Source organism: Pseudomonas sp. PDM25 (assembly GCF_019219045.1).
GTDB lineage: Bacteria > Pseudomonadota > Gammaproteobacteria > Pseudomonadales > Pseudomonadaceae > Aquipseudomonas.
Map to the genome: position 1 here is coordinate 178,737 of NZ_JAHUWL010000011.1, position 17,627 is coordinate 196,363.

The 17,627-nt window shown below is 59.5% G+C and carries 18 protein-coding genes, 1 pseudogene and 1 riboswitch; of the genes and pseudogenes, 10 read left to right on the forward strand and 9 right to left on the reverse strand.

Annotated elements, in window-relative coordinates; translation table 11 throughout:
* Nucleotides 1–190: 190 nt before the first annotated feature.
* Nucleotides 191–1,084, forward strand: a complete 894-nt coding sequence (locus KW848_RS21430) for a glycosyltransferase family 2 protein (RefSeq protein WP_218537990.1) — start codon at nucleotides 191–193, stop codon at nucleotides 1,082–1,084.
* Between the two features lie 15 nt (nucleotides 1,085–1,099).
* Here the strand turns inward: KW848_RS21430 and KW848_RS21435 are convergent, their stop codons facing one another.
* A complete protein-coding gene (locus KW848_RS21435; RefSeq protein ID WP_192406209.1) occupies nucleotides 1,100–1,729 on the reverse strand; it encodes a LysE family translocator in 630 nt (209 codons plus the stop codon).
* Nucleotides 1,730–1,820: 91 nt separating this feature from the next.
* Between KW848_RS21435 and KW848_RS21440 the strand changes: the two genes are divergently transcribed.
* The 3 genes from KW848_RS21440 to KW848_RS21450 all read left to right on the forward strand — a co-directional run bounded on the left by KW848_RS21440 (nucleotide 1,821) and on the right by KW848_RS21450 (nucleotide 4,656).
* Nucleotides 1,821–2,786, forward strand: coding sequence for a 2-hydroxyacid dehydrogenase (locus KW848_RS21440; RefSeq protein WP_218537991.1), 966 nt, complete (start codon nucleotides 1,821–1,823; stop codon nucleotides 2,784–2,786).
* 33 nt (nucleotides 2,787–2,819) lie between these two features.
* Entirely contained in the window at nucleotides 2,820–3,821 is a 1,002-nt protein-coding gene (locus tag KW848_RS21445) for a class I SAM-dependent methyltransferase (protein WP_218537992.1), read from the forward strand.
* Nucleotides 3,822–3,859: 38 nt separating this feature from the next.
* Nucleotides 3,860–3,982, forward strand: a riboswitch (yybP-ykoY riboswitch).
* 89 nt (nucleotides 3,983–4,071) lie between these two features.
* Nucleotides 4,072–4,656 (forward strand): TMEM165/GDT1 family protein, encoded by a 585-nt coding sequence (locus KW848_RS21450; RefSeq protein WP_008155932.1) that lies wholly within the window; start codon nucleotides 4,072–4,074, stop codon nucleotides 4,654–4,656.
* Nucleotides 4,657–4,821: 165 nt separating this feature from the next.
* On the opposite strand, the gene KW848_RS21455 is transcribed toward KW848_RS21450, so the two are convergent.
* On the reverse strand, nucleotides 4,822–5,640 hold the full coding sequence (locus tag KW848_RS21455) for a M48 family metallopeptidase (protein WP_111451412.1): 819 nt from the start codon (nucleotides 5,638–5,640) through the stop codon (nucleotides 4,822–4,824).
* A gap of 1,362 nt (nucleotides 5,641–7,002) precedes the next feature.
* On the opposite strand from KW848_RS21455, the pseudogene KW848_RS32485 reads away from it, so the two are divergent.
* Nucleotides 7,003–7,197 (forward strand): annotated as a pseudogene (locus KW848_RS32485) (HAMP domain-containing protein); the annotation flags it as partial.
* Between the two features lie 114 nt (nucleotides 7,198–7,311).
* Nucleotides 7,312–8,055: a methyl-accepting chemotaxis protein gene (locus KW848_RS32490; RefSeq protein WP_370693218.1), complete on the forward strand. Its 744-nt coding sequence runs from the start codon at nucleotides 7,312–7,314 to the stop codon at nucleotides 8,053–8,055.
* 126 nt (nucleotides 8,056–8,181) lie between these two features.
* Here the strand turns inward: KW848_RS32490 and KW848_RS21465 are convergent, their stop codons facing one another.
* Genes KW848_RS21465 through KW848_RS21475 form a run of 3 tightly spaced genes read right to left on the reverse strand, consistent with a single transcriptional unit; the run spans nucleotide 8,182 to nucleotide 9,296 of the window.
* Entirely contained in the window at nucleotides 8,182–8,805 is a 624-nt protein-coding gene (locus KW848_RS21465; protein ID WP_218537994.1) for an SOS response-associated peptidase, read from the reverse strand.
* 35 nt (nucleotides 8,806–8,840) lie between these two features.
* A complete protein-coding gene (locus KW848_RS21470) occupies nucleotides 8,841–9,101 on the reverse strand; it encodes a putative signal transducing protein (RefSeq protein ID WP_008153386.1) in 261 nt (86 codons plus the stop codon).
* Nucleotides 9,102–9,113: 12 nt separating this feature from the next.
* Nucleotides 9,114–9,296 (reverse strand): CPXCG motif-containing cysteine-rich protein, encoded by a 183-nt coding sequence (locus KW848_RS21475; RefSeq protein ID WP_008153387.1) that lies wholly within the window; start codon nucleotides 9,294–9,296, stop codon nucleotides 9,114–9,116.
* Nucleotides 9,297–9,438: 142 nt separating this feature from the next.
* Between KW848_RS21475 and KW848_RS21480 the strand changes: the two genes are divergently transcribed.
* The gene (locus KW848_RS21480) at nucleotides 9,439–10,602 is read left to right on the forward strand and encodes a 1-acyl-sn-glycerol-3-phosphate acyltransferase (protein WP_192406205.1); all 1,164 of its coding nucleotides are present in this window, start codon (nucleotides 9,439–9,441) and stop codon (nucleotides 10,600–10,602) included.
* 214 nt (nucleotides 10,603–10,816) lie between these two features.
* Here the strand turns inward: KW848_RS21480 and KW848_RS21485 are convergent, their stop codons facing one another.
* Both KW848_RS21485 and KW848_RS21490 read right to left on the reverse strand, forming a co-directional pair.
* Nucleotides 10,817–11,101 carry a hypothetical protein gene (locus KW848_RS21485; RefSeq protein ID WP_111451288.1) on the reverse strand — a complete coding sequence of 95 codons (285 nt, stop codon included), beginning with the start codon at nucleotides 11,099–11,101 and terminating at the stop codon, nucleotides 10,817–10,819.
* Between the two features lie 335 nt (nucleotides 11,102–11,436).
* The gene (locus KW848_RS21490; protein WP_033061281.1) at nucleotides 11,437–12,021 is read right to left on the reverse strand and encodes a YajG family lipoprotein; all 585 of its coding nucleotides are present in this window, start codon (nucleotides 12,019–12,021) and stop codon (nucleotides 11,437–11,439) included.
* A gap of 202 nt (nucleotides 12,022–12,223) precedes the next feature.
* On the opposite strand from KW848_RS21490, the gene KW848_RS21495 reads away from it, so the two are divergent.
* Nucleotides 12,224–12,457, forward strand: a complete 234-nt coding sequence (locus KW848_RS21495; RefSeq protein WP_218537995.1) for a hypothetical protein — start codon at nucleotides 12,224–12,226, stop codon at nucleotides 12,455–12,457.
* Between the two features lie 740 nt (nucleotides 12,458–13,197).
* Complete coding sequence (mqo, locus tag KW848_RS21500; RefSeq protein ID WP_218537996.1) at nucleotides 13,198–14,706, forward strand: malate dehydrogenase (quinone); 1,509 nt, start codon at nucleotides 13,198–13,200, stop codon at nucleotides 14,704–14,706.
* 204 nt (nucleotides 14,707–14,910) lie between these two features.
* Here mqo and KW848_RS21505 read toward each other — a convergent pair whose 3' ends face one another.
* Both KW848_RS21505 and KW848_RS21510 read right to left on the reverse strand, forming a co-directional pair.
* The gene (locus KW848_RS21505; protein WP_111451285.1) at nucleotides 14,911–15,198 is read right to left on the reverse strand and encodes a PA4642 family protein; all 288 of its coding nucleotides are present in this window, start codon (nucleotides 15,196–15,198) and stop codon (nucleotides 14,911–14,913) included.
* 63 nt (nucleotides 15,199–15,261) lie between these two features.
* On the reverse strand, nucleotides 15,262–15,747 hold the full coding sequence (locus KW848_RS21510; protein ID WP_218537997.1) for a hypothetical protein: 486 nt from the start codon (nucleotides 15,745–15,747) through the stop codon (nucleotides 15,262–15,264).
* Between the two features lie 151 nt (nucleotides 15,748–15,898).
* Between KW848_RS21510 and dauA the strand changes: the two genes are divergently transcribed.
* Complete coding sequence (dauA, locus tag KW848_RS21515; RefSeq protein WP_218537998.1) at nucleotides 15,899–17,620, forward strand: C4-dicarboxylic acid transporter DauA; 1,722 nt, start codon at nucleotides 15,899–15,901, stop codon at nucleotides 17,618–17,620.
* The last annotated feature ends 7 nt before the right edge of the window (nucleotides 17,621–17,627 follow it).

The window sequence follows — 17,627 nt, forward strand, 5'->3', positions numbered from 1 at the left end:
GAATTCGGGATCTGCGCTGTAAAACGTTGTAACGCATGCGCGCAACACTTGTCTGTGACCCTACGTACGATACGGACACGATGAGCCGATCGGTTGGCAGCCAAACCGCCCAACCCTCCACCTCATCTACAAGAGAAGGATCTTGTCACTAGACCTGTCTGGTCACACGCCATCGGTATCCCATACAACAATGAGTATTGAACTGACCGCCCCCGAGAACTCCCGATCGACACAAGCGCCCCTGGTTTCCATCGTGGCACCCTGCTTCAACATGCAAAGATTTCTGGAAGACGCCATCAAGAGCATCTTCGCCCAGGACTACCCGAACTTCGAAGTCATCATCGTGGATGACGGTTCCAGCGACGACAGCCTCGCCATGCTCAAGCGATTACAACAAACCTATGACTTCCAACTGTATTCGCAACCGAATCAGGGCGTGAGCGCGGCGCTCAACCACGGCTTGCGATACGCCAAAGGCGTCTATGTGTCGACGCCGGACCTGGACGACATCATGCTGCCGGAGTCAGTGCGCATTCGCGCCGAATACCTGTGCAAGCACCCGAATGTCGGCTGCGTAGGTGCGCTGATCAGCTACATGGACAGCGACGGCAACACCCTCAAGCAGCAACAACGCGACCGGATACACACCTACAACTTCGATCAGGTCCTCAGAGGTGCTGTCGTGGTCGGCGCGCCTGTTGCGCTCTATCGCATGAAAGCGATGCGAAGTGCCGACTTCTACGCGCCGAAGCTGCGGGTTCAAGACTTTCAGATGACGTTGCGGATTGCCCGGCTGGGATATGAGATCCATGAATTGCCAATCTGCATGACCCGTTATCGCCGCCATGCCAACAACCTGTCGAGAAAATACCGGATGCTGCTCCAGGCAGACCTTGAGGCAATCGCGCCGTATGTGAACCATCCCGGCTATCAGAGCGCCCGCACCAGACTGGTGAACAAGGCCCTCAAATATGCCGTGGTCGAAGACAAGACAGAAGCCTGGCAGCTGTTACGCTCGATTCCCTGGCGGCACCTCAATAGAACCAGCTTCAAACGCTTCACGCGGCTGGTATTACATCGCTAGCCGTCTCACCGAGCCTCAGTGCATCTCGGTAAACGCGAGCTTCACACCAATGGCGATCAGTACCGCGCCCATGGTCCGATCGAACCAGTGGCCCATCCGGGCAAAACCTGCGCGCACGCGCTGCTGGCTGAACAGCATCGCCACCAGGCAGAACCACACCGCGGTGGCCACCGCGAGGTAGAGGCCGTAGCCCGCCTGTACCGTCAGCGGCGTGTGCGGATTGATCACCACGGTGAACAGCGAGAGGAAGAACAGCGTCGCTTTCGGGTTCAGACCGTTGGTCACGAAACCCGAAGTGAAAGCGCCGCGAGCCGTACGCTCGCCCGCTTCCTTGTGCAGATCGTCAGCCGCAGGTTGGGCCGGCCGAGCTCGCAGGGCCTTGAAGCCGATGTACAGCAGGTACGCGGCGGCCGCCCATTTCAGGGCATTAAACAACACGATCGACTGGGACACGATCAGGCCAATGCCGAGCAACGAATAGCCGACGTGCAGGAAAATGGCCGTACCGACACCCAGCGCCGTCCAGGTGCCAGCACGACGACCATGGGTCACGCTCTCACGCACCACCACGGCAAAGTCCGGGCCGGGGCTGGCCACGGCCAGCAAGTGAATCAGGGCAACGGTCAAAAACTCTGTCCAGTACATGGGGGTTCCTTTTGGCCAAGCGTAACTGTTTGTTTCATCTGGTAGGCTCGGCAGATTACGCCTTCAGTTCATTGCACAAAAGGTACAGTTGATGACGAACACTCACCGCGCCGTTTTCCTCGACCACCCGTCCCTGGACTTGGGCGACCTCGACCTCAGCCCGCTGCAAGAGTGTTTCAGCGACTTACAGCTTTTCGCCCAGACCGCGCCGGACCAGGTGATCGAACGCCTCAAGGGCGCCACCGTTGCCATCAGCAACAAAATCCTGATCGACGCCGCCGCCATCGCTGCCAGCCCCGAGCTGAAACTGATCTTGATCACCGCCACCGGCACCAACAACGTTGACCTCGCCGCCGCCCGCGCCCATGGCATTACTGTCTGCAACTGCCAGGGTTACGGCACGCCGTCGGTGGCGCAGCACACGATCATGTTGCTGCTCAATCTGGCCACGCGCCTGGCCGATTATCAAAAGGCTGTCGGCGAAGGTCGCTGGCAGCAGGCGAAACAGTTCTGCCTGCTGGATTACCCGATTGTCGAACTGGAAGGCAAAACCCTCGGCCTGCTCGGTCACGGCGAACTGGGCGGCGCGGTCGCACGACTGGCCGAAGCCTTTGGCATGCGTGTACTGCTCGGCCAGATTCCCGGGCGCCCTTCCCGGCCGGATCGTTTGCCACTGGAAGAGCTGCTGCCGCAGATCGACGCGCTGACCCTGCACTGCCCGCTGAACGAACACACCCGCCACTTCATCGGAGCCCGTGAGCTGGCCTCGATGAAACCCGGTGCGTTCGTGGTCAACACCGCACGCGGCGGCCTGATCGACGAACAGGCGCTGGCCGATGCCTTGCGCAACGGTCACCTGGGTGGCGCGGCGACCGACGTGTTGAGCGTCGAGCCACCGACCGCCGGCAATCCGCTGCTGGCCCACGACATTCAACGGCTGATTGTCACCCCGCACAACGCCTGGGGCAGCCGCGAGGCACGCCAGCGGATCGTGGGTCAGTTGACCGAAAACGCGCAGGGATACTTCAGCGGTAAAGCACTGCGGGTCGTCAGTTGATAGACTGCGGCACTTTTTTCACAGGAGCAGAGTATGGATCCGCGCAGTGAAGTACTGCTTCGTCAGGCCGAGTTATTCCAGGGTTCGGTGTTGTTGGCCGGTTTGCCCGCCGACGATCTGCTGGGCCGACTGCCCGATGCCCACGGTTGGTGCTGGCATGCCGGCGACCAGGCCGCACTGGACGCCCGTTTCGCCGAGCGCAGCCATTTTGGTGTGAACGCCCCCGAGCGTGAGTTTGAAACCGCCGTGGTTTTTTTGCCCAAGTCCAAGGACCTGACCGATTACATCCTCAACGCCCTCGCCTCGCGCCTGGCCGGTCGCGAGTTGTACCTGGTGGGGGAAAAACGCAGCGGGATCGAAGGCGCCGCCAAACAACTGAACCCCTTCGGCAAACCGCGCAAGCTCGACAGCGCGCGGCATTGCCAGCTGTGGCTGGTTACCGTGGCCACGGCGCCACAAGCCAAGTCGCTGGAAAGCCTGGCGCAGACCTACGAATTGCCGCTGGCTGAAGGCCCATTGAAAGTCATCAGCCTGCCGGGCGTGTTCAGCCATGGTCGACTGGATCGCGGCAGCGCACTGTTGCTGGAACATCTGGACAAATTGCCGAGCGGCCATTTGCTGGACTTCGGTTGTGGTGCCGGTGTGTTGGGAGCGGCCGTGAAACGTCGCTATCCACACAACCAGGTCACCTTGCTTGATGTGGATGCGTTTGCCGCCGCCAGCAGTCGCCTGACATTGGCTGCCAACGGTCTGGAAGCTGACGTGATTACCGGTGACGGTATCGACGCAGCACCGATGGGTTTGAGTGCGATTTTGAGCAACCCGCCGTTCCATGTCGGTGTCCACACCGATTACTTCGCCACCGAGAACTTGCTGCGAAAAGCGGCCAAACATCTGAAAAACGGCGGCGAACTGCGCTTGGTAGCCAACAGCTTCCTGAAGTACCAGCCGCTGATCGAAGAGCATCTCGGGGTGTGCGCAATCAAGGCCGAGGGACAGGGTTTCAGAATCTATCGGGCCAAACGCGGCGGATAAATAAGTGCTTGCCTAACGGATTTTGCCTAGGCAGAATCCGCTCCGTCCTAGGGGAGTAGTCTCCCACGAGCGCCATGCTCGTCCGGCATACGTCAACATACTTGGTCAACAGACCATGGCGTATGCGACCCAAGCGTCCGCATCAGACGGATCGCAGGGTTTGACAAGACCTATGACACGAACACCTTACCCGGGGCGGGAAGGCTGTACGTGTCATAGCCGTGTCGACCCGCCCCTTAGGAAAACCCTGATGCTGGATTCACTTCTCGTTCCCACCGCAATCGTTGCCTTGGCCGAAATCGGCGACAAGACGCAACTGCTCGCGCTCATTCTCGCCGCTCGCTTTCGCAAACCCTGGCCGATCATCGCCGGTATCGTCGCGGCTACCCTGGCCAACCACGCAGCAGCCGGCGCGGTAGGCGCCTGGGTCGGTAGTTTCTTCTCGAATGCGACGCTGCACTGGATCCTCGCCGCGAGCTTCACCGCGACCGCATTGTGGACCCTGGTGCCGGACAAGATGGATGACGACGAAGCCAGCACCGCCCGCAAGTTCGGACCGTTCCTGACCACGCTGATCGCGTTTTTCCTTGCGGAGATGGGCGACAAGACTCAAGTCGCCACGGTGATGCTCGCGGCGCAATACCCGGAACTGTGGCTGGTGATCATCGGCACTACCGCCGGCATGTTGATTGCCAACGTGCCAGTGGTTTTGGCGGGTAACTTTGCTGCGGATAAATTGCCGTTGACGTTAATTCGTCGCCTGGCGGCGTCGGCATTCTTCATCCTCGCCATTGTCGCGGTGTACAAGGCGATGCAGAGCAGCGGTTGGGTCTGATGCAGTAGGTCTATAGACCGTGTCATCGTTCTTCGCGAGCAAGCCCGCTCCCACACTGGATCTCCATTGTTTGCAAATTTTGTGTTCACTGGAGATCGAATGTGGGAGCGAGCCTGCTCCGGGCGGCGTTCCGACGAAGGCGTCAGTGGCAGCCCCGCATGACTATCAGGATTTCCTGGCTTTCTCGTACAGCGGCATGACTTTAGGAATCGCCGCCTGCAAGGAAGCAATACGACTCGACGACGCCGGGTGAGTACTCATGAACTCCGGCGGCGAACCTTCCGAGGCCTTGGTCATCTTGTTCCACAGGGTGATCGCGGCGTTCGGGTTGTAACCGGCGCGAGCGGCCAGTTCCAGGCCGATCAGGTCCGCCTCGTTTTCATTGGCGCGACTGTTGGGCAAGGTCATGCCGTAGTTGGCCACGGTATCCGCCAGCGCCAGGCTGTCCTGACCCAGACCGAACAAAGCACCGGCGCCCTGCTTGGCCATTTCGATGCCGTAAGCCTTGGACATCGCTTCACGACCATGCTCGCGCAGGGCGTGGGCGATTTCGTGGCCCATGATCGCGGCGATCTCATCGTCGGTCAGTTGCAGGCTGTCGATCAGCCCTGTGTAGAAAATGATCTTGCCGCCAGGCCCGCAATTGGCGTTGAGTTCGTCGCTCTTGATCAGGTTGACTTCCCATTTCCATTGGGCCGAATCCGGACGGAAAACCGGCGCCTGGGCAATCAGCCGGTCGGCAATCGCCTGGACACGCTTGGCCTCGTTACTGGTCTTGTCCAGCACGCCTTTGGTGTTCGCCTCTCCGACAGTCTTTTGATAAGACTGGGCGTACATCTGGTTGACCTCGTCGGTCGACAACATGCTGAACATGTACTGCTTGCGTTCAACGCCCACCGCGCCACCGCTGGTGGTATTGACCGACTGACAACCGGCGAGCAGCAGACCTGCGCTCAGTGCACACACAACCAATGTCTTGTTCATCAAAAAAACCCCTGAAAACATGCCGCGTATCCTAGGCGTGGAATTGTATCGACGCCAGATACCACAGAGGTGTAGACGCACATTTAAGACAAAGCTCTCATGGCCGCAGGAAAAAATTCACATAACGGTGTCCACCGCGATCGATTACGGCCCGCAATGATTCGTTTGCGACATCAAACCCTCAAAAACAGCCAATTCGCCAACCTCCGCTCATGGCCATCATCCCCCCTGCCGATACACCACCGCAGACGTCCTCTTGCGTGCGGAGCCCCCATGAACTTCAAGTCGATCCAGTTTTCCGTGGCGGCCCTCGCCGGCGCCATCGTTCTTAGTGTCGTGGCAGCGCTGGTGCTGTACGCGCTGTTTTCCGGCGCACGGACACAAGACATGGTCCAGCAGCGGACCCAGGCACAATTCGAGCAAGTCATCGAACAACGCCTGACATCCCTGGCGCAAACCCAGGTCAGCCAGATCCAGCGCGAGCTCGAAGCACCACTGCTGATTGCCGGCGGGCTGGTGCGAGTCAACGCATTGATCGGCACCCCGGGCGCCGATGGCCAGCCGCAGTTGAACCTGAGCCGTGAGCAATTGATCAGCCTGATCAAGGAAAACGTCACCAAGAACCCGAAAATTCTCGGCACCTACATCGGCTGGGAAAAAAACGCCCTCGATCACAACGATGCAGCCTACGTCGGCACCCAGGTGGTCGGCATCGACGCCAGCAACGGCCGCTTCCTGCCGTGGTGGTTCCGCAACGAAGACGGCAGCCTGGGCCTGGACAAACTGGTGGACGTCGACGACCAGAAAACCCTGTCCACCGGCGTGCGTGCCAGCGAGTACTACCTGTGTTCCAAAGAAACCAAAAAGTCCTGCGTGATCGATCCGGCGCCCTACAAGGTCGGCGACAAGATCGTCATGCTCGCCTCCTTTATCGAACCGATCATGCTCAATGGAGCCTTCCAGGGCATCGTCGGCGCCGACCTGTCGGTGAACTTCATCCAGGAAATGCTCCTCGGCGCGAATCAGAAGTTGTACAGCGGCGCCGGTGAAATGGCCCTGATCGGAGGCAACAGCCGGATCGTTGCCTACACCAAGGACCCAAGCAAATTCGGCGAGAAGGTCAGCGACATCCTCGACAGCCAGCAGATTGCCAACATGGCCAATCTCAAGCGCGGCGAAGTCACCTACACCGTCGACAAGGCCCAGGGCCGGATCGAGTTGTACCTGCCGTTCGGCATCGGCCAGACCGACGCTCGCTGGACCCTCATGCTGCAATTGCCGCTGAACGCGGTGATGGCCGACCTGCAAAAACTTCAGGGCGATCTGGACGCCCAGCGCAAGTCCGACACCTTCGGCATGGCCATGGTCGGCTTGTTGATTGCCGGTATCGGCTTGCTGGTGATCTGGTTGGTGGGCCACGGCATTGCCCGACCGCTGAAACAGATGGTTGCCATGCTCGACGACATCGCTCAGGGCGAAGGTGACCTGACTCGACGCCTGACCAGCGACCGTGCCGACGAACTGGGCTCGATCGCCAAAGGCTTCAACACCTTCCTGGCCAAGTTGCAGGTGATGATCACCCAGGTGGTGACTTCGGTGCAGCGCGTCAGTGATTCGTCGGAACACACCGCCGACATCGCCATTCGCACCAATATCGGCGTGCACAAGCAAATGGCCGAGATTGATCAAGTCGCCACGGCGGTGCATGAAATGACAGCGACCGCTCAGGACGTGGCGCGCAACGCGACCCAGGCTGCGCAAGCCGCCAGCCATGCCGATCAGGCAGCAGCGCAGGGCATGCAAATCGTGCGCGATACGTCGAACTCGATTGGCGTACTGGCGATAGAAATCGGTAAGGCCGTCGGCGTGGTGCAAACCTTGGCCAAGGACAGCGAGAACATCAATGCGATCCTGACAGCGATTCGCGGGATCGCCGAACAGACCAACCTGCTGGCCTTGAACGCCGCCATCGAAGCAGCACGAGCTGGCGAACAGGGACGCGGTTTTGCGGTGGTGGCCGATGAAGTGCGCAATCTGGCGCAGAAGACCCAGAAAGCCACTGAAGAAATTCAGACCATGATTCAGCAGCTGCAACAAGGCACGCGCGATGTGGTGCGGGTGATGGAGGACAGTCAGAACCGTACCGACGAAAGCGTGCAGCACGCGGCGAAAGCGGCCGAGGCGCTGGAGACGATTACTCAGGCGGTGTCGGTGATCAACGACATGAACACCCAGATTGCCAGTGCGGCCGAGGAACAGAGTGCCGTGGCTGATGACATCAACCGTAACGTGATCAACATCGGGCAAGTGGCCAATGAAGTGGCAGGCGGAGCGGATGAGTCGAGTGCGGCGAGTGCGGACCTGACCAAGCTGGCTGAGCAGCAGCGGCGGTTGATCAATCAGTTCAAGGTTTGATCCGAAGGCCCCTTCGCGAGCAAGCCCGCTCCCACACTGTATCTCCATTGTTCGCTGATTTTGTAGCCGCTGGAGATCAAATGTGGGAGCGGGCTTGCTCGCGAAGGGACCGGCACAGACAACCCATCAACCCGGAGTAAGACACTCCGGCCCATTGAGCTTCGGATCATTCACCAGATTCGCCAACACCCGTTCGCGCAACGCCGCGGGTTCACTGGCGAGTAACGCTTGCAAGGCATGCAATGGAGTCTCTGGATTGAGCCATACCTCCTGCCCCGCCGCATCGAGAATCAACGGCCGGCGCTGACTCGCCGCCGGCTGAGTGATCACCGCCGTACTCAGCCACACCTGCTCCTGCACCGGATACGCTTCCCAAATCGCCGCAAAGAACAGCGCCGAGCCCTCCCCCGGTGTCAGCCAATACGGACGCTTGCGTGTGGTGCCGCGCCATTCGTAAAAACCGTTGGCTGGCAGCAGGCAACGGCGTTCGCGCAGGGCCTGGCGAAACATCGGTTGTTCGGCAACGGTTTCAGCCCGGGCATGGGCTGGCGTACGGGACAAATCGGTCAGCCACGGCGGCGTCAACCCCCAGCGCGCGCGGGCCAACTCTCGCTGCCCCTCAACGCCAGCGCGCAGCATCAGCACCGAATCGTTGGGAGAAATATTCCACTGGGCCTGCTGATCGGCGGGGAAGCCAGGCAGGGCCGCGAAGGCGGGGTTCCAGCGAAACAGGGCATAACGTCCACACATGGGGCAACACGACTCTTGATAAAACGAACGTCAGCCTAACAGACCAGCGTGCCGGGAAAACTTTCCGGTTCATCGCCGGGCAGTGGCAGCGCGGCATTGTACGCGGTGATCAGCTCCCGGGCGTACTCGGCCTCGTCGTTATCGACCGACAGGCCCAGCAGGCCGAAGATCGGCAATTCGCCGCTGCCACCGAGCAAATCGCGCCCCACCAGATGCGCTTCAATGCCCTCGCTGGCCAACATGCTTTGCAGCAACTCACCTTCCATGAGGTTTTCCGGCTCGTAGATTCGCTGCATGGGGTGCCCCTTTCATTCGTTTTCGCTGTGAACTTCGAGCAACCATTCCTGACCGTCAGTCTGCAAGACAAACGTGATGGGGCGACAACACACCGGACAGTCCTCGATATAGGTCTGATCGCCACCGGACAAGTCCAGAACGGCCTCAGCCTCTTCACCACAATACGGACATTCGTAGCGCTCGGTTTCCAGCATCGCGGTCTCCCAGGTGACTTGTGCGTATAATCGCCGGTCTATTTGCAGGGCTATTTTTGTCTGGCTAACTTTTCAGACCGTGCCCCGTTGGTTTTCGATCAAAACCTTTACTTACCCTAGCCGTTTCTAACAAGAGAGCATGATGGGCGAATTCGATGCCATCCGACCTTACAATGACAGCGAAGTCCCTGCGGTGCTGGACCGGCTGCTCGGCGACAAGGCGTTTCTAGATATCCTCATCCACTTCCGCTTCCCGCGTTTTGCCGGTGCTTTCGGCTGGATGCTCAAACCTCTTATAGCTCATCGGCTGCGCCGTGAGTTCGCCGACGTTACGTCGGTGGCCACGTTGCAGGATAAAGTCGAGATGTACGTCGACCACACCATCGAGCGAGCCACGGACGGTGTGACGTACACCGGCGTCGAGCAGTTCAAGTCAGGCTGCGCCTACCTGTTCATCGCCAACCACCGCGACATCGTGATGGACCCGGCCTTCGTCAACTACGCCGTGTACCACGCCGGCCTGCCGACACCGCGCATCGCGATCGGCGACAACCTGCTGCAAAAGCCCTTCGTCAGCGATCTGATGCGCCTGAACAAGAGCTTTATCGTGCACCGTTCGATCACCGGTCGACGCGAGAAGATGGCGGCGTATCAGCTGCTGTCGGCCTACATCAACCACTCGATCCGCAACGATTGCGCTTCGATCTGGATCGCCCAGGCCGAAGGCCGGGCCAAGGACGGCGACGACCGCACCGAGTCGGCCATCCTCAAGATGTTCCACATGAGCCGCAAGGACGAGCCGTTCGGCGAAGTCATTCAGTCGTTGAACCTCACCCCGGTGTCGATCAGCTATGAATATGACCCGTGCGATCAAGCCAAGGCTCGCGAGCTGTTCATCCGCGCCACCACCGGCAGCTACACCAAAGTACCGGGCGAGGACGATGTGAGCATCGCCAAGGGCATCACCGGCTACAAGGGCCGGGTGCATGTGAACTTCGCCTCGCCGATCACCGAGCTGTTCGACGACACCAAGCAATTGGCGATCGAGATAGACCGGCAGATCCTCGGCGGCTACCGCCTGTTCCCGGTGCATTACCTGGCCTACGCCCAGTGGAAAGACGCCGACCCGCAATTGCAGGTGCCGAAAGCCTCTGAAGTGTTTGCGGCCGACGAACTGGCCAAGGCTCAGGAGCAATGGCAACAGCGTCTGGACGCGTGCCCTGAGGAGCATCGTCCGTTCATGGTCCTGCAATACGCGACGCCGGTGCGCAATCAGTACCGTGTCAAAGCAGGTTTTCCGCTGTAAGGGTTTTGGCTGGATACGACAACGGCGCTCTATTTGACTGTCACCACATCACCTGTGGCGAGGGGACTTGTCCCCGTTGGGCTGCGAAGCGGCCCCAAAACCTGCGATCATATTTTTCAGACAGGCCAGGGGTACCGATTTACGACTGCTGCGCAGCCGAACGGGGATAAATCCCCTCACCACAGAAGCGCCCTCGCCACTTGGTGTCAGCGCTTCAGAAGCGCGTACTGATCCACGACACCAGCAGCGCCAACCCCAGGCAGGCAAAACCGAATCGATAGAAAAACCGGTTCATGCGCAAGGTCGCCCCATCCAGCATCAACGTCGGTTCATCGATACGACGGTTCTGGCTTTGCGTTTCGAGAATGGCCAGCGCGCGCTGTTCGCGGCGACGAGTGGCATGCAGCAACCAGCCGCCCGGAAAGGCCAACAACAAGGCCAACAGGTTGATCAACTTGGCGGGATGGTTGGTAAACAGCGAAATCAAATGCAACGACATCACGGACCTCAGCAAAACAGGTGGCAGACGTCGAACCGACGACCGCGGCGCGAATTCTACCGAAAGCCTCACCTTGTGCCCTTGCTTTCCGACAAATAACGAACGAATTGACCGACTCCTGTCCTATTTGACGGTGCCGCCCTCTGGTTTTTTGTTCGCAAGCAATCCCTTGCTCGCGATGGCGGTGTATCAACTGCATTGATGTTGACTGACACACCGCCTTCGCGAGCGAGCCCGCTCCCACAGGGGATGGGTGCAGTCCCGCCAAAAATCAGCTCGCATGAAAAAGCCCGGGGCCATTGCTGGCTCCGGGCTTTTTTGAGTCCGGCGAACGTTTATTCGCCGAGAATCTGACCAATCGTCGGATCCTTGAACAGACGCGTCAATGCATCGCTCAACACATCGCTGACCAGCTTGGTGTTGGTTTCCTGATTTGGCGCCATACCAAAACGCTGATCCAGGGACGCACCATAACGACCACTGTAGCGACGGTTGGCATTCTGCACATCGGAGCGGAACGTCGCGCCAATGGTGGCTTCAGTCACATACATGCCTTCTTTAGGCGACTGATACTTCAGCTCGGCCAAGGTCACGGTCAACTGCGGAGCATTCAGCGCATTGGAGGTTGGGGTGAAGCCCAACAACCGCACGGCCGCTTCGGCCTGAGCCTGCAACTTCGGCAGAATTTGCGCGCCCTGCACGGTGATCGCGCTGGTCTCAGGGTACAGGCCACCACGGGTGCCCAGAGTCGGCGACGGACGACCGTCCACCACACGCACCACCACCGGCTGACCATGGCCGACCGGTGCCAGCTGAGTCGTCAGCTTGGGCTCCGGATTCAGTTGTTGCGGGCTGTGGGCGCAGCCGACCAGGGTCAAACTGGTCACAGTGATCAAACCGAACAACAGGCGTTGCAACATGCGCTTCTCTCCAGAATCAGGCACTAAGGCCCGCAGTATAGCGGTGCGCCACTGCGGCTAACTAGAGCCCTTCAGTGATTACTGAAATGTCTGACAAACCCTTGGGAAGCGGGTTCCTGTCACAGATATGTCACCGCCCATACACTTGCACGTCACGGTTTGCTGGCTATCTTCATAGGAGCCACCTACAGGGTACTTCGCCATGCGCTATCTCATCTCGCTGTTCAATCCACGTCCTCTGCATCGCTGCTTCGCCCTGCTCGACCACAACGGCCACTGTCAGGCGTTCAAACAGTGCAGCCTTCAGCCAATGGGCGATGACTGGGTCGAAATCGAAGAAATCCGTCTCAATTGGTTACACCACCCCCTGCCCCCTAGCGCCCGTGTCAGCCAGCGCCAGCCACGTGCGCGGGCTCAGCAAGGGTTGACCACCTGACCGAACACCTAATAAAAGTCATTAAACACGACCATTTCCCTGCGTTTCTTCGCTACAATCTCCCCCCGATTATAAGGACGTCTCCTGATCGGGCCTCGCAGCATCGTCAATGCGCTTGTATTGACACCCCGCACCGCCCTACAGAGAGCCGCCCACACAGATCGAGTGAAGCTGGCGCGCTTGCTGTTCCTTGAGCAAAAACCCCACTTTTCGCGAATCTGCAGAGCTGTCATTACGCTCGGACACTGAGCTGTTTGCCCGTTTTGCCTGTCATGTACCCCATGGCGGCAATCCATCCGGGCACGGTGCCAGGCTGGGGCAGCCCTTTTTTGAGGTTCACGTCTTCAAAAGAGCGTGAAAAAAACGGGTTTTCACAACTTCACAAGAGTGTGGCGAGCAAATGAATAGTTTTGCGTCTGAACATGCACCATTAGCGTCTGAAACAGCCCAACGACACAGGACCGAGTACGCCTCGAACACCGGATCCTGAAGCCTGTCCTCTACGGATTTGGTTGCACAAACGGATGTATCGACCATAAGTCGAATTGCCAGCCGCGCGTTGAAGTGAGTTCATGTGACTCTTTTAGACCCGGCCGGTAGCGTCCGTCGAAGTTGCAAAAAATTGCGAAGATTCGGACATGGCGATACTGCCATGAGTACCTGGGGCATCACTGACACGCCCCTGAACACCTGGCAGCCATGCCGACAATTTGGTGCTGCAGATTTTGGAGACGCGTTAAATGGCGCATAACGAAGCAGTCGACGTAGTACTGGTTGGGGCCGGCATCATGAGTGCCACCCTCGCTGTACTGCTCAAAGAGCTCGACCCCGCGATCAAGCTGGAAGTCGTCGAGCTGATGGATTCCGGTGCCGCGGAGAGTTCGAATCCGTGGAACAACGCCGGTACCGGTCACGCCGGGCTGTGTGAGCTCAACTACACGCCGCAGGCCGCCGACGGCACCGTCGACATCAAGAAAGCCGTGCACATCAACACCCAGTTCGAGGTGTCGAAGCAGTTCTGGTCCTACCTGACCAGGAAAAGCACCTTCGGCTCGTGCAAGACGTTCATCAGCCCGGTGCCGCACCTGAGCTTCGTGCAGGGCGACGATGGCGTTTCCTTCCTCAAGGAACGCTTCAAGACGCTGAGCAAGCACCACGCCTTCTCGGACATGGAATACACCGAAGACAAGGCCACCATGGCCGAGTGGATGCCGCTGATGATGCCTGGCCGGCCGGCCGACGAAGTCGTCGCCGCCACCCGCGTCATGAACGGCACTGACGTCAACTTCGGCGCCCTGACCAATCAACTGCTCAAGCACCTGACCAGCGCACCCGATGCCCAGGTCAAGTACTGCAAGCGCGTGACCGGCCTGAAGCGCAACAACGGCGGCTGGACCGTCAGCATCAAGGACGTCAACAGCGGTAACTCCCGTGACGTCGACGCGAAATTCGTGTTCCTCGGCGCTGGCGGCGCGGCCCTGCCGCTGCTGCAAGCTTCGGGCATCGAAGAAAGCAAAGGCTTCGGCGGCTTCCCGATCAGCGGCCAGTGGCTGCGTTGCGACAACCCGGAAGTGGTCAAACACCACCAGGCCAAGGTTTACAGCCAGGCGGCGGTGGGTTCGCCTCCGATGTCGGTGCCGCACCTGGACACCCGCGTAGTCGATGGTAAGAAGTCCCTGCTGTTCGGACCTTACGCCGGTTTCACCACCAAGTTCCTCAAGCACGGTTCCTTCATGGACCTGCCGATGTCGGTTCGCGCCGGCAACATCGGCCCGATGCTGGCCGTGGCCAAAAACAACATGGACCTGACCAAGTACCTGGTCAGCGAAGTGATGCAGTCGATGGAACAGCGTCTGGACTCGCTGCGTCGCTTCTACCCTGAAGCGAAAGCCGAAGACTGGCGCCTGGAAGTGGCCGGCCAACGGGTGCAGATCATCAAGAAAGACCCGAAAAAGGGCGGCGTTCTGCAGTTCGGTACCGAACTGGTTGCGGCCAAGGACGGTAGCCTTGCTGCCCTGCTCGGCGCTTCGCCAGGCGCGTCGGTGACCGTTTCGATCATGCTGGAACTGATCGAGAAATGCTTCCCGAATAAGGCTTCCGGTGAGTGGGCTGCCAAACTGGCGGAAATCTTCCCGGCTCGGGAAAAAGTCCTGGAAACCGACGCTGCGCTGTATCGCAAGATCAATGTGCAGAACAACGTCGCGCTGGAACTGGTTGAAGCCAGCAATGAGACCGAAAGCTACGCTTGATTCGGCCGCATAAAAAACGCCCCGTTCTCATTGAGAGCGGGGCGTTTTTTTTATGGGCGGCGAAACTGATGGCTCTAAGATCTTCGGTGTTACTTACACCGCCTTCGCGAGCAAGCCCGCTCCCACATTTTGATCGCGGTCTAATGTGGGAGCGGGCTTGCTCGCGAAGGGGCCAGCACAAACACCACCCCAGTCAGGCAATAATTAACCGCGAGCCTTGGCGATCAGTTCGATGTACTCGGCCGCATTACGCTGATCCTTGATCAGGGTGACGAAGTCATTGCCGTGCTCATCCTTGCCGTCCAGATCCAGGCCGGCTTCGACGAAGAACGTCAGAAAACGCCCGAAGTCATCGATGCGCAGGCCGCGGTAGGCCTTGATCAGTTTGTGCAGCGACGGCGACGTGGCGTCGACCGGTTCGAAATCGAGGAACAGCTTGATCTGCTCATCGCCGATCTCGTCACCAATCACTTGCTTCTTATCTTTACGCATTGCCGACTCCAGCTCGCAGACATTTCACGGGGCGGGCAGTTTACCCCTCCCTTGCCACCGGGCTCAACGCGGACGAACAGCGCCCGTGTGCAGATCGGCCCAGACATGACCGTTGGCGTAGCTGAGGAACTGGCAATACACCGTGTCATTGCGCAACAGGTCGATCACCACCCGGTACTGAGCCATCGGGTAAAACAGCGTCAGGGTTTTGCTTTTGTCGTCGTAGATCGGCTTTTTCAGGCTTTTGCTTTCGCCATCGAAATTGACCAGCACCTGGCTGATGGTCGCGCCCTTGTTCAAGGATTTGCCCTTGAGGCGGATCAGCAACGGTGAGGTCACCGGAATCGGCTGTTGGCTGGACTGACGTTGGCTGCCGACCACCACCGAGTACTCGGTAACCTGCAACAGCTGTTGCTGCTCGGGTTCGGCGTCACGCAGGGTTAGGTCATCGGGGGGCAGGAACTGCGCGTGCATCGGCGCCGGGGCGGCCGCCAGAGGCAAGCTGACGGTCAGCAACAGGGCGGCGCAGCTACGGATCAAAAGGCTCATGACGGGCTCCCAAGGCGAAGCCGAGCACTCTAGCATGAGGATCAACCGCGCGAATTAGCGATATGGGTCAATACTTCGCAGTACGAAGCTGACCAAACTGGAAGAGCTTTCAGCCTTCGTTCAACAGTGCGCCGTCTACCGTGGAGTGCTCATGTCGTTCTCCGTTCCCCCGTTGTTTGCCGCCTGGCGTCAGACCTGGCGCGCCGGCTACACCCTCAGACGCTTACGCGGCGACATCAGTGCCGGCGTAACGGTAGGGATTATCGCCATCCCGCTGGCCATGGCCCTGGCGATTGCCGTGGGGGTGCCGCCTCAGCATGGGTTGTATACGGTGCTGATCGCCGCGCCCCTGATCGCCCTGACAGGAGGTTCGCGTTTCAATGTCAGCGGACCGACCGCTGCGTTCGTGGTCATTCTGCTGCCCATCACCCAACAATATGGCCTCGGCGGCCTGCTGCTCTGCACCATGCTGGCCGGCGTCATCCTCATTGCCCTGGGGCTGATCAGAGCCGGGCGGTTGATCCAGTACATTCCGTATCCGGTCACCCTGGGCTTTACCGCCGGGATCGGTATTGTCATCGCAACCCTGCAATTGAAGGATTTGCTGGGCCTGAACACCGCCGGCCAGGCAGAACACTACATCGAACAGCTGGGTGTACTGATTCTGGCGTTGCCCAGCGCCCGGTTGGGGGACGGGATCATCGGCATCACCTGCCTGGCCGTTCTGATTGTCTGGCCACGGTGGGTACCGAGGATTCCGGGGCATCTGGTGGCGCTGACCATCGGCGCGCTGCTGGGGTTGGCGCTAGAGCACGGCGGGCTGTCGGTGGCGACATTGGGCGAGCGTTTCAGCTATATGGTCGAAGGCGTCAGCCATCCCGGGATTCCGCCATTTCTGCCGAGCTTCGATTGGCCGTGGAACCTTTCCGGTCCCGACGGCCAGCCTCTGCACCTGTCTTACGACTTGATCCGTCAGCTACTGGCGCCGGCGTTCGCCATTGCCATGCTCGGGGCCATCGAATCCTTGTTGTGTGCGGTGGTGGCGGATGGCATGACCGGCAGCAAACACGACCCGAATGCAGAACTGCTGGGTCAGGGCCTGGGCAACCTGATCGCACCGTTGTTCGGCGGCATTACCGCCACGGCGGCGATCGCCCGTAGCGCCACCAATGTGCGCAGTGGGGCCTTTTCGCCATTGGCCGCCATTATTCACAGCGCGGTGGTACTGATGGCGATACTCGTTTTCGCACCGCTTTTCAGCTACCTGCCGATGGCAGCACTGGCCGCGTTGCTGGTGATGGTGGCGTGGAACATGAGCGAGGCCCGGCACGTGCTGCATACCTTACGCATCGCGCCCCGCAGCGATGTGCTGGTCTTGTTGACCTGCCTGAGCCTGACCGTGTTGTTTGACATGGTGATGGCCGTCGCCGTCGGCCTGCTGCTGGCCGCCGGGTTATTTATCAAGCGCATGAGCGATCTCACGGACACCGCCGAACTGCCCCGCGGCTTCCATCAAGCCTTGAAGGACATGCCGGCGCATGTTCGTTGCTATGCGATACGCGGGCCGCTGTTCTTCGGTGCTGCCGAAAAAGCCCTGGGGGTGCTACGCAAATTCAGTCCGGAGGTCAAAGTGGTGATCGTCGAGATGAGCGCCGTGCCGATGCTGGACATGACCGCGCTGGCAGCCTTCGACAATATCCTGAGGGATTACCGCAAAGACGGCATTGGCCTGATTCTAGTGGCGACCGCCCCACGGGTGCGCCTGAAGCTCAGGCGCGCGGGCATCCATCGGGAGCAGCGTCAGTTGGCCTACGTGAACAACCTGGAACAGGCTCGTCGCAAAAGCGAGCGCTGGCTGGCCGGGGAAAATTGAGCGCGCT

What these genes read in the sequence shown, in the direction of transcription:
- KW848_RS21430 (WP_218537990.1), top strand. Translation starts at nt 191, where the DNA reads ATGAGTATTGAACTGACCGCCCCCGAGAACTCCCGATCGACACAAGCG.
- KW848_RS21435 (WP_192406209.1), bottom strand. Translation starts at nt 1,729, where the DNA reads ATGTACTGGACAGAGTTTTTGACCGTTGCCCTGATTCACTTGCTGGCC.
- KW848_RS21440 (WP_218537991.1), top strand. Translation starts at nt 1,821, where the DNA reads ATGACGAACACTCACCGCGCCGTTTTCCTCGACCACCCGTCCCTGGAC.
- KW848_RS21445 (WP_218537992.1), top strand. Translation starts at nt 2,820, where the DNA reads ATGGATCCGCGCAGTGAAGTACTGCTTCGTCAGGCCGAGTTATTCCAG.
- KW848_RS21450 (WP_008155932.1), top strand. Translation starts at nt 4,072, where the DNA reads ATGCTGGATTCACTTCTCGTTCCCACCGCAATCGTTGCCTTGGCCGAA.
- KW848_RS21455 (WP_111451412.1), bottom strand. Translation starts at nt 5,640, where the DNA reads ATGAACAAGACATTGGTTGTGTGTGCACTGAGCGCAGGTCTGCTGCTC.
- KW848_RS32490 (WP_370693218.1), top strand. Translation starts at nt 7,312, where the DNA reads ATGGCCGAGATTGATCAAGTCGCCACGGCGGTGCATGAAATGACAGCG.
- KW848_RS21465 (WP_218537994.1), bottom strand. Translation starts at nt 8,805, where the DNA reads ATGTGTGGACGTTATGCCCTGTTTCGCTGGAACCCCGCCTTCGCGGCC.
- KW848_RS21470 (WP_008153386.1), bottom strand. Translation starts at nt 9,101, where the DNA reads ATGCAGCGAATCTACGAGCCGGAAAACCTCATGGAAGGTGAGTTGCTG.
- KW848_RS21475 (WP_008153387.1), bottom strand. Translation starts at nt 9,296, where the DNA reads ATGCTGGAAACCGAGCGCTACGAATGTCCGTATTGTGGTGAAGAGGCT.
- KW848_RS21480 (WP_192406205.1), top strand. Translation starts at nt 9,439, where the DNA reads ATGGGCGAATTCGATGCCATCCGACCTTACAATGACAGCGAAGTCCCT.
- KW848_RS21485 (WP_111451288.1), bottom strand. Translation starts at nt 11,101, where the DNA reads ATGTCGTTGCATTTGATTTCGCTGTTTACCAACCATCCCGCCAAGTTG.
- KW848_RS21490 (WP_033061281.1), bottom strand. Translation starts at nt 12,021, where the DNA reads ATGTTGCAACGCCTGTTGTTCGGTTTGATCACTGTGACCAGTTTGACC.
- KW848_RS21495 (WP_218537995.1), top strand. Translation starts at nt 12,224, where the DNA reads ATGCGCTATCTCATCTCGCTGTTCAATCCACGTCCTCTGCATCGCTGC.
- mqo (WP_218537996.1), top strand. Translation starts at nt 13,198, where the DNA reads ATGGCGCATAACGAAGCAGTCGACGTAGTACTGGTTGGGGCCGGCATC.
- KW848_RS21505 (WP_111451285.1), bottom strand. Translation starts at nt 15,198, where the DNA reads ATGCGTAAAGATAAGAAGCAAGTGATTGGTGACGAGATCGGCGATGAG.
- KW848_RS21510 (WP_218537997.1), bottom strand. Translation starts at nt 15,747, where the DNA reads ATGAGCCTTTTGATCCGTAGCTGCGCCGCCCTGTTGCTGACCGTCAGC.
- dauA (WP_218537998.1), top strand. Translation starts at nt 15,899, where the DNA reads ATGTCGTTCTCCGTTCCCCCGTTGTTTGCCGCCTGGCGTCAGACCTGG.